The following is a 9,488-nucleotide window of genomic DNA, read 5'->3' as shown; positions in this document are numbered from 1 at the left end:
AGATCTCGATGTCGGTATTGCGGCCCTTGTCATTAACATCGTTTTCATGTTCGTTGTTAGTGCATTTACTAAAACCTCAGTAAAAATAAAGACAGAGATGGAGACAAAAGCGGTATAACCAGTATCGAAAAAATAGCGTTCTCGTATAATTCAAAAGCTCTTTCCATTTTTTATCGGAAAGAGCTTTTTGCAGTTAAGATGCAAAAAATTGAGGATAGTGCCAAAAAATTTGGCATATTGTTTCCAAAAAAGGGTAGCAAAATCGCGTTTTTCATTTTGGTACAGAAATTGCAAGTTTATAAGTCGAGAATAGTAATAAGCTAGTTCGTTCATTTTTAGGGGATGAAAGGAGTGAATGCAGAACAAGCAAAGTAATTTCAAACTTTTCTAGAAGGATTTTAACAGGCAAGGGAGAATAATCTATCTATTGTGTATAGGTCTAAAAAAATAGTCGTAAGCACTTTTTTAATAGTGAAAGCGCTTCAACATTTTTGAAAATTTAAAATATTCACATTGACATTGTTTATTCTAACCCGTATACTCGTGTTAGAAACATGTTCAGTGGGTTTTTGAAAGGTGGATAAGGGCATGCAAGCACTGGAAACAGTGATTGTTACAGGATATGCAAAAGCTCCACAGGGAACTTCCATGTATGAAATGTATAAGCATGCGGGAATTGTCCTCGAAGTAGATCTTAAAGATCATAAGATTATCGGGGCTGAATTCACATTCGTAACTGAACTAACAAAAAATTATTTTCAAAAACTGCTGATAGGCTACTGTCTACTAGACGGTGTTGAGCAGTTGATTAAACGAATTCAAAGTTTTTATTTTGCTCCATCCCAGCAAGCGATCATTGTGGCTCTTCAAGCTGCAGTTCAACGTTACTGGGATAATGTGAAGCAAATTAATACATAACGTTTGGTTATAATAAAGTGGGAGGATGACCTCTTCCCATGGTCTTATTAAAACCGGGCAAACATGAACTCTTTGTAAGGAATGTTCTTTAGAACGACATTCTTTATAGAGATTTATGTTTTGCTCGGTTTTTTATTTTACCGAACTGTTAACATCCACAAAAGTCGATGGAGAGGCAGGGATTAAAAACATGAGCAAGCTGATTACATGCGAAGAGGCTGTAAAAATGGTTAAAAGCGGCTCACGAATTATGGTAGGTGGATTTGGACTTGTCGGAAGTCCGCTTAGTTTAATAGCCGCTTTGGCTCAGTCGGAAGTGAAAGATTTAGAGATTATTAGTAATAACCTTGGTGAACCAGGTAGAGGTCTTGGAGTGTTGGTACGGCAAAAACAAGTAAAAAAAGCGATAGGATCTTATTTTACATCCAACCCGGAGGTGGTTAAATCCTATCAGGAAAAGGAAATGGAAGTGGAGCTTCTCCCTCAAGGGACGATGTCTGAAGCTATTCGAGCGGGTGGTGCAGGACTAGGAGGGTTTTATACACCGGTCAGCGTAGGAACAAAAATCGCCGAAAACAAAGAGGAGCGTATCCTTAACGGTAAAAAATATGTGTTCCAAGAGCCCCTTAAAGCCCACTTTGCTTTCATTAAAGCGAAAAAAGCGGATCAATTAGGAAATCTCATCTACAACAAATCGGCAAGAAACTTCAATCCGATGATGGCAACAGCTGCGGATGTGGTGATTGCAGAGGTGGATGAGATTGTGGAGGCAGGGCAAATTTCTCCTGAAGAAATTGTGACCCCTCATTTATACGTTGATTTTATCGTAGTGAAGGGCGGGAACTAGCTTGAACATGAAACAATACATTGCTGCAAGAGCGGCGAAGGAATTGAAGGATGGCGATATCGTCAATTTAGGCATAGGGATTCCAACGCTGGTGGCTGATTACATTCCATCAGATGTTAAGGTTTTTTTACACTCGGAAAACGGCATCCTTGGAGTAGGTCCTACCCCTGATCCAGAGCATATTGACCAAAATCTTGTCAATGCAGGGAAACTGCCTGTCACAGTATTGGAAGGGTCATCCTTTTTTGATAGTGCTTCCTCTTTTGCGATGATTCGCGGAGGACATGTAAGCGTTTCAATACTTGGTGTGCTGCAAATCGATGCAATTGGGCGGATTGCCAACTGGGCTGTGCCAGGAAAAAGTGTTCTTGGAGTAGGCGGGGCGATGGATTTATTGGAAGGCTCCAAAAAGGTAATCGTAACAACGATGCATACGTCTAACCAGGGAGAGTCAAAAATCGTTAAGGAATTAACTTATCCGATCACGTCGGAACGAATAGTGGATTTAATTATTACCGATTTAGCGGTTTTCGCTGTAAAGGAAGATGGACTCCATCTTATTGAGCTGTCACCTGGAGTTTCTCTTGAGGAAGTCCAACAGAAAACGGACGCACCTTTTCAAATTGCTGAATCTTTCAATAAAGGCAAAGAGGTGACCGCATAGTGGTTGTAATCGTAAATGCATTTCGAACTGCTATCGGAAGCTTCGGCGGATCATTGGCAGATACGCCTCCAGAAGAGCTTGTATCTCTCATCATGAAAAATAATCTTTCTGCTTCCGGTTATGGCGCCAATATTGTCGATGAAGTCATTGTCGGCCAAACAAAGCAGAGTGCGCATGCACCGAATATTGCAAGAGTCTCAGCATTACAGGCCCATTTTCCAGAATCGATTCCTGCTTATACCGTTCATCGTCAATGCGGTTCGGGTATGCAGGCCGTCATTAACGGGGCGATGTCAATTATGACAGGTCAGGCGGACGTCGTTTTAGCAGGAGGTGTCGAAAGCATGTCACAAGCTCCTCATTATATGATCGGTACTCGATTTGGCCAGAAGATAGGAGATATAACGCTATATGATTCAAATACCGAGAGTCAGCCAAAATCGCAGCCGGAGGAGATATATGGTCGTTTCACAATGGGGCAAACAGCTGAGTGGCTGGCTGAAAAATATAAGATTAGCCGCCGTGAACAAGATGAATTTGCCTTTATGAGTCAGCAGAAAACGAAACGTGCAATTGAAATGGGTTATTTTGAAGAAGAAATCATTCCTGTTCCAGTAAAGGAAGGAAAAAAGGGAATCAGACATTTTACGATCGATGAGTACCCAAGATTGACGGACATTGAAAAGTTAGGAACACTGCGTCCTGTATTTCAAAAGGACGGTACGGTAACAGCCGGAAACTCCTCCGGCAGAAATGATGGGGCCTCGATGCTCTTGTTGATGTCTGAAGAAAAAGCCAAACAACTTGGAGTGATTCCATTGGCAAGGATTCGTTCCTTTGCTGCAGCGGGTGTATCACCAAAAGAAATGGGGATCGGTCCGGTTCCAGCATCCCAAATTGCGTTAAAAAAAGCGGGACTTCGAATGGAAGATATCGATTTAATTGAATTAAATGAAGCATTCGCTGCTCAAAGTCTTGCTTGTTTAAAGGAATGGGGCATAAAAGGAGACAACGTGAATGTCAACGGAGGGGCGATTGCCTTAGGCCATCCACTTGGGTGCTCCGGTGCAAGGATCGTCACTACATTATGTCATGAGCTTGAAAAACAAAAACGGCAATATGGCCTTGCGACGATTTGTGTGGCGGGGGGATTAGGATTGGCAATGGTGGTGGAAAGATGGATGGAATAAAAAAAGACTACGTGTTTCATCGGGATTTAAAAAAGGAGTATCCGATTATTACCCACGGTGAAGGTGTCTATCTCATCGATGAGAACGGGAAAAAATATTTGGATGCTTGCTCTGGTGCGGTTGCAGCTAACTTAGGCCATGGGATTACTTCTATAGGGGAGGCCATGGCAGAACAAGCAAAAAAGGCAGCTTTCGTCCATACCATGCGCTTCGAGACGAAAGCGTTGCATGAACTGGCTGAAACCATCGGAAAAATGGCCCCCGATTATTTAAATAAAGTGTATTTTACAACCGGAGGCTCAGAAGCAAATGAAAGTGCTTTGAAGCTGGCGCGGCAATATCATCGGGATGCCGGCAGAACCCAAAAACATATTGTAATTGGGCGATGGCAATCGTATCACGGTAACACCATTGGTTCTTTATCAGCAGGGGGAGATGTTAAAAGAAGACATGCATACACTCCTAATCTTTTAAACTATGCCCATGTCTATTCTCCGTACTGCCACCGATGTCCATACGATCGTCAAAAAGAGGATTGTCTCTCGAAACAAAACTGGACATGTGTGACGGATATTGAAAGAACTATTTTAGAACTTGGTCCTGAGAACGTGTCGGCATTTATCGCCGAACCGATTGTCGGAAGCCAGCAAGGTGCTGTTCCACCGCCGCAGGGGTATTTTGAGAAAGTTCGAGAGCTGTGTGACCGCTACGAAATCGTCTTAATTATCGATGAAGTGATGACTGGATTCGGCCGTACGGGTACCAACTTCGCGACAGAACAGATTGGCATCAAGCCTGATATCATCACATTTGGGAAAGGGGTATCAGCGGGATATGCTCCGCTTGCCGGAATGATCGTTCATGATCGGTTAATCGATGGGCTCATACAAAACAGCGACGGGAAATTCATTCACGGTTACACCTATAGCGGGCATCCTGTGGCTGTTGCTGCCGGTCTTGCTGCATTGGACGTATATGAGCGAGATATGGTGCTGGAAAACGTCAAAGAACAAAGTACCTACCTAGTCAAACGTCTTTTGGAACTGAAGCAAAAACATGCTTATATATCTGATGTTCGTGGCAGAGGGCTTTTAATCGGTATGGAGCTTGTGAAGGATCGCGGGCAGGATCTGCTCTTCGATCCATCTGAAAAAGCTGCTGAAAGATTGAATGGAATTGCGATGGAACTCGGTGCGGTTTTTTATCCCGGTTCCGGTTCCATTGACGGCACAAAAGGGGAGCACCTCATCATTAGTCCTCCTTTAAATGTTACGAGAACAGAAATTGATGAGATTGTAAGAATTTTAGATGAATCATTCACGATATTTAAAGGTCAATTAAGAAAGGATGAGCTATATGAAATTACAAAATAAAACAGAAGAAATTCAAGAAAAAGCAAAAAAACATTTATCACCGGTTATGACAAGGGTAACGGAGCTTGTCATTGAAAAAGCGCATGGTGCCAAATTTTGGACGACAGACGGAAAGGAATATATCGATTTCGTTTCAGGCGTAGCTGTCAACGCAGTCGGGCATACGAATGGAAAAATGGTGGAAGCCATTAAAAAGCAAGCTGAAGCCTTGATTCATCTTGGATTGAACTATGGTTATTATGAAACGGCAGCGAATTTGGCCGAAAAGCTTGCACATATCACACCAGGAAACCTAGACACGGTCTTTTTCTCTAATTCGGGAGCGGAGGCCATTGACGGTGCTCTTAAACTAGCAAAGGCGGCCACAGGAAGACCCGCCATCATTGCTTTTGAAGGATCGTTTCATGGCCGTACATTAGGGGCAACTGCTATTACGGCATCAAGCTCTAAATACCGTCGTTATTATGAACCGATTTTAGGCGAGGTGTACCACGTTCCCTATCCGTATCCCAGCCAGCTAAAAAACATTAGAGAAGAAGAAGCGGAAGAGTACTGTTTGAATCAGCTTCAAAAATTGTTCGATTTACGTGTGGATCCTTCACGTGTAGCGGCCATCATCATTGAACCGGTAATGGGTGAAGGCGGCTATTATCCAGCACCGCCAAGCTTTTTGAGGGAGTTAAGAAAGATTTCAGAGGAACACGGCATTTTGCTTATCTTTGACGAAGTACAAACTGGATTTGGCCGTACAGGTAAAATGTTCGCGGCAGAGCACGCGAATGTGACGCCTGATATTTTAGTACTGGCAAAAGCCCTTTCCGGCGGCATGCCTCTTGGTGCCATTGTCGCAAGTCGTGAGCTTCATGAAAAATGGCCGACAGCCGGTCATGGTTCGACATTTGGCGGAAATCCAATTTCTTGTGCTGCGGCATTGGCAAACATTGAGGTTATTGAAGAAGAGAAGTTGGTAGAACGCAGTGCCAAACTCGGTGCCGAGATTGTCGGCCGACTTCATAACTCGGTCGGACATTTACCGGGCATAGTTGAAGTCCGAGGAGTCGGCATGATGATTGGTATTGAATTCGATTCCGAGTCTGCTCCTTTATTTGTACCGAAAGTTAAATCAAAAGCTCTGGAAAATGGCTTGCTCATTATGAACTGCGGTGTAAGCGGACAAACCATCCGATTAATGCTGCCTCTTAATATTCAAGAAGATGTGCTTGATAGAGGATTATCGATTTTAGAAGATGTGATAACCGAAACCATTTCAGGAAATTAATTCTCGTTTCCTCGAAATACCACCAAAAAGGAGGTCAAGTTTATGTCTAGTCAAATTAAAACAGATATTCTTCAGGGAGATCTTTATATAAATGGAAAATGGATAAGTACCGCCGATCAGTCCTACTTTGAAAGCATAAATCCGGCAACGGGGGAACTAGTCGGCATATGTGCGGCCGCCACAACGGAACAAGTGAATGAGGCAGTCACAAAAGCGAATGAAGCGTATTTAAAATGGAAGAACACCCCTATTCCAGAACGAGCGGCTTATTTAACGAAAGCAGCCCAATTGTTTGAAATACGAAAACAGGAACTTGCTAGAGTGATGACCATGGAGATGGGCAAAGTGCTGCCTGAGTCTCAAGGCGAAGTTGGAGTGGTCATCGCGACTGCTCAATATATGGCAGGCGAGGGACGACGCCTCTTTGGAGAAACGGTCCCTGCCGGCTTCCCAGACAGGAATGTAAGAATGGTTCGTGAACCCCTTGGAGTCGCGGCGTGCATTACCCCTTGGAACTTCCCAGTTGCACTTGCTTCCTACAAAATCTTTTCAGCTCTGATTGCTGGTAATACCGTCGTATGGAAGCCGGCTTCAGAGGTTGCCCTATCGGCAAAGATTTTTGTGGAAGTGTTGGATGAAGCAGGATTGCCAGCAGGGGTTGTGAACTTAATTACCGGTTCAGGAAGAACAGTCGGTCAAACACTCGCAGAGCATTCGGATGTTAAAATCATTTCGTTTACGGGCTCAACAGAAGTCGGACAAAAGCTGGCCGAAATGAGCAGTAAAACGTTAAAACGTATTTCATTGGAATTGGGCGGGAAAAATGCCGTGATCGTCTTGAAGGATGCAGACTTGGACAAGGCAGCAGACGGAATCGTAAAGTCTGCGTTTACAACAACTGGTCAACGCTGTACAGCGGCAAGCCGAGTCATCGTCGAGCGTCCAGTAAAGGAACTGCTCGTACAAAAAGTAGTAGATTTAACAAAGTCTATGAAAATAGGAAATGGACTTGAAGAAGGGAAACAAGTGGGCCCTCTTGTAAATGAAGACCAGCTTCATACAGTCGAAAAATATGTAAAAACAGCGATTGAAGAAGGTGGGAAAACTGTGTCGGGTGGTCAGCGTGTCAAAGAATTGGGCGGCTTTTATTATGAACCGACCATCATCGAGAATGTAAAACCGAATGATACCATTGCACAGGAAGAAATATTTGGTCCAGTTCTTGCCATCATTGAAGTAGATTCATATGAGGAAGCCATGGAGGTAAATAACGGGACGATTTATGGGCTGTCGACTTCTATTTATACAGAGAGCCTTCATTATGCAAACCGTGCTGCAAGGGAAGCAGTAAGCGGACTTGTCTATATTAATAACGGAACGTCTAATGCCGAGATGGGAGTGGCATTTGGGGGTATGAAGATGTCCGGAAACGGTCACCGTGAAGTTTCCCATCATGCATTTGATGTCATGACTGAATGGAAGTCCATTTATACGAACTATTAATGAAAAGACTATATCTATTATAAGGTGGGAGAACATGAGAAAACATCGAATTGGTATTGCATTCTTTTACCATGAATCCCACAGTTTCAGCCCGATGAAAACTGAAATCGAACAGTTTCGAAATGAAGGCTACTTTATCGGCGATGAAATTTATGATGCCTATACAGGAACGAAAACAGAAGTGGGTGGGTTTCTGGATGTATTGAAACAGGACGAGGATGTAGAAATCGTACCGCTGCTTTGTGCGGCAGCGGTCCCATCGGGCGTAGTATCAACAGAAGCGTACTCCATCATCGAAAAACAAATGCTGGAGTCCATCCAGCAGGCGGGAAGGCTGGATGGATTATTGCTTGCACTGCATGGGGCGATGGTCGTCGAGCACCTCCATGATCCGGAAGAGCATTTACTGGGGAAAATTCGAGGGCTTATCGGTTCGAATGTTCCGATCGCAACGACCCTGGACATGCACGCTAATTTAAGTGAAAAAATGATTGATTACACACCACTTCATTTTGGATTTAAAACATATCCGCATATTGATATGTACGAACAAGGTGTTCATGCGGCAATCGCTTTGTTAAATCAATTAAAGGAAGGTGTGACTTACTACGCTTCTTTTGAAAAGTTGCCGATGATGCCTCCCTCTATCAATATGAGAACGGCAGAAGGGCCGATGCACAAAATGATAGAGTGGGCGAAACAAGCCGAAGAGGAAGCAGGTATTTATCATGTGTCCGTATTTGGTGGCTTTCCTTACTCGGATATTCCCATGGTCGGTGCAAGTGTACTTGTTGTTTCGCTCGATCCGCAAAAAGGAAAAGAGACCGCCCAAAAGATGGCTTCCTTGTTCTGGAGCGTAAGAGAAGAATTTATCATGGATTTGCCCGGTGTAAAAGAAGGGCTCACTTTGGCCATGTCGATTGAAGACGACAAACCGGTCGTGCTGGCGGACATCTCGGATAATCCTCTAAGCTGCGGGAGCGGGGATACAACAGAGCTGCTTCGGGAGATGGTGAAGATGAACATTCCCGACACACTGTTTGGAGGACTTTACGATCCAGAATCCATTGAGGCTTGCCGCAAGAAGGGAGCCGGAAATAAGGTAATGCTGTCCCTTGGAGGGAAAGTATCGCCTGAATTTGGGGAGTCCGTACAGGTCGAAGCAACGGTAGTGGCTTTATCAGACGGTGTATTTCACAATTCTGGACCGTTCAACCAGCATTTAAGAGTCGATTTAAAGGGCGCGGCACACATTCGCGTTGGCAAGATGGATATCCTCCTCATTGGAAGACCGATGTCAGCGAATGATCCAGAAATGTTTCGTCATATTGGTCTTGAGCCAGCCACAAAGAGAATTCTGGGGCTAAAGGCTAAAAATCATTTTCGGGCAGCGTTTGAGCCGATTGTTGGCCGTATCATTTATGTGGATGCACCTGGTGTTGCATCCAATCGTTTAACAACTTTTACGTATCGTTACATTCCTAAGCCAATTTGGCCGCTCGATGATATCCAATATGAAGGAGAACGGAGGGGGACAGAAAAATGGACACATTAAACAAAACCTATTATGTCGAAGTACCAACTTCATTGAATCCAGAACAGCTAAATATGATGATGGAGCTTGAGCGAGATGCGTTTCCGGGATTAGGAGCAGTAGATGAACAAGCCCTTGTCCCGCTGACGCGCTACGGGAAACTCATTCAATACCGGCAGC

8 protein-coding genes are annotated in these 9,488 nt (G+C 44.0%); all 8 read left to right on the top strand.

Translation table 11 applies throughout. The features are described 5' to 3' along the window. Window positions 1-588 precede the first annotated feature (588 nt). The 8 genes from V7659_RS06480 (at window position 589) to V7659_RS06445 (ending at window position 9,329) form a co-directional block, all read left to right on the top strand. Window positions 589-918 carry a DUF3870 domain-containing protein gene (locus V7659_RS06480; RefSeq protein WP_335538902.1) on the top strand — a complete coding sequence of 110 codons (330 nt, stop codon included), beginning with the start codon at window positions 589-591 and terminating at the stop codon, window positions 916-918. A gap of 190 nt (window positions 919-1,108) precedes the next feature. Continuing rightward, a complete protein-coding gene (locus tag V7659_RS06475; RefSeq protein ID WP_335538900.1) occupies window positions 1,109-1,765 on the top strand; it encodes a CoA transferase subunit A in 657 nt (218 codons plus the stop codon). 1 nt (window position 1,766) lies between these two features. Next, window positions 1,767-2,429 carry a 3-oxoacid CoA-transferase subunit B gene (locus tag V7659_RS06470; RefSeq protein WP_335538899.1) on the top strand — a complete coding sequence of 221 codons (663 nt, stop codon included), beginning with the start codon at window positions 1,767-1,769 and terminating at the stop codon, window positions 2,427-2,429. Then, a complete protein-coding gene (locus V7659_RS06465; protein WP_335538898.1) occupies window positions 2,429-3,619 on the top strand; it encodes a thiolase family protein in 1,191 nt (396 codons plus the stop codon). The genes V7659_RS06470 and V7659_RS06465 overlap by 1 nt, the downstream gene beginning before the upstream one ends. Further along, the gene (locus tag V7659_RS06460; protein ID WP_335538897.1) at window positions 3,607-4,992 is read left to right on the top strand and encodes an aspartate aminotransferase family protein; all 1,386 of its coding nucleotides are present in this window, start codon (window positions 3,607-3,609) and stop codon (window positions 4,990-4,992) included. The genes V7659_RS06465 and V7659_RS06460 overlap by 13 nt, the downstream gene beginning before the upstream one ends. Then, window positions 4,976-6,271 (top strand): aspartate aminotransferase family protein, encoded by a 1,296-nt coding sequence (locus V7659_RS06455; RefSeq protein ID WP_335538895.1) that lies wholly within the window; start codon window positions 4,976-4,978, stop codon window positions 6,269-6,271. Before V7659_RS06460 ends, V7659_RS06455 begins: the two co-directional genes overlap by 17 nt. A gap of 42 nt (window positions 6,272-6,313) precedes the next feature. Continuing rightward, complete coding sequence (locus V7659_RS06450; RefSeq protein WP_335538893.1) at window positions 6,314-7,774, top strand: aldehyde dehydrogenase family protein; 1,461 nt, start codon at window positions 6,314-6,316, stop codon at window positions 7,772-7,774. A 34-nt stretch (window positions 7,775-7,808) separates the two neighbouring features. After that, window positions 7,809-9,329: a M81 family metallopeptidase gene (locus tag V7659_RS06445; RefSeq protein WP_335538891.1), complete on the top strand. Its 1,521-nt coding sequence runs from the start codon at window positions 7,809-7,811 to the stop codon at window positions 9,327-9,329. Window positions 9,330-9,488 lie beyond the last annotated feature (159 nt).

The sequence above is a fragment of the Neobacillus drentensis genome (assembly GCF_036966985.1).
GTDB classification, from domain to species: Bacteria; Bacillota; Bacilli; order Bacillales; family Cytobacillaceae; genus Neobacillus; species Neobacillus drentensis_E.
Note: the sequence above shows the minus strand (reverse complement) of the source record. Positions and strands in the feature narration are given on the sequence as shown.

Bases quoted from the DNA above. Each gene is read 5' to 3' on its own strand.
- V7659_RS06475 (WP_335538900.1), top strand. From the start codon at position 1,109: ATGAGCAAGCTGATTACATGCGAAGAGGCTGTAAAAATGGTTAAAAGC.
- V7659_RS06450 (WP_335538893.1), top strand. From the start codon at position 6,314: ATGTCTAGTCAAATTAAAACAGATATTCTTCAGGGAGATCTTTATATA.
- V7659_RS06445 (WP_335538891.1), top strand. From the start codon at position 7,809: ATGAGAAAACATCGAATTGGTATTGCATTCTTTTACCATGAATCCCAC.
- V7659_RS06460 (WP_335538897.1), top strand. From the start codon at position 3,607: ATGGATGGAATAAAAAAAGACTACGTGTTTCATCGGGATTTAAAAAAG.
- V7659_RS06480 (WP_335538902.1), top strand. From the start codon at position 589: ATGCAAGCACTGGAAACAGTGATTGTTACAGGATATGCAAAAGCTCCA.
- V7659_RS06455 (WP_335538895.1), top strand. From the start codon at position 4,976: ATGAAATTACAAAATAAAACAGAAGAAATTCAAGAAAAAGCAAAAAAA.